This is a genomic window from Polaromonas sp. P1_G2 (genome assembly GCF_056405515.1).
Window position 1 is genome coordinate 1 of the sequence record NZ_JBFUBY010001841.1, and the last position, 350, is coordinate 350.

The window sequence follows — 350 nt, forward strand, 5'->3', positions numbered from 1 at the left end:
GCGGCTGAACGAGCACGATCCGCCAAATTTGCTTGGACTATGTCGCTTTTTCGGTGTTCTCCGGCGACGGTGCCGTTAAGATCGCTATCGATCGGCTGATTCAGTCGCGGTCCGTTCCACATCGATGCCCATTCATGCGCAAGCTCATCCCGCTCGTCCCGCTGCTCACCTCCACCTCGCTGCTTTTGTTTGCCAATGCGCTGCAATCGCTGCTGATCGCCTGGCGAGGAACGAATGAGGGCTTTCCCACCTCGCTGATCGGCCTGATCACGGGTGTCTACTATCTCGGCTTCGCCATCGGCTGCGCTCATATCACGCCGCTGATCCGCGCCATTGGCCATATCCGCACC

The 350-nt window shown here is 59.1% G+C and carries 1 pseudogene; it reads left to right on the forward strand.

The window, feature by feature from the left end:
- Positions 1-134 precede the first annotated feature (134 nt).
- Positions 135-350, forward strand: a pseudogene (locus tag AC1D0P_RS32855) (MFS transporter); the annotation flags it as partial.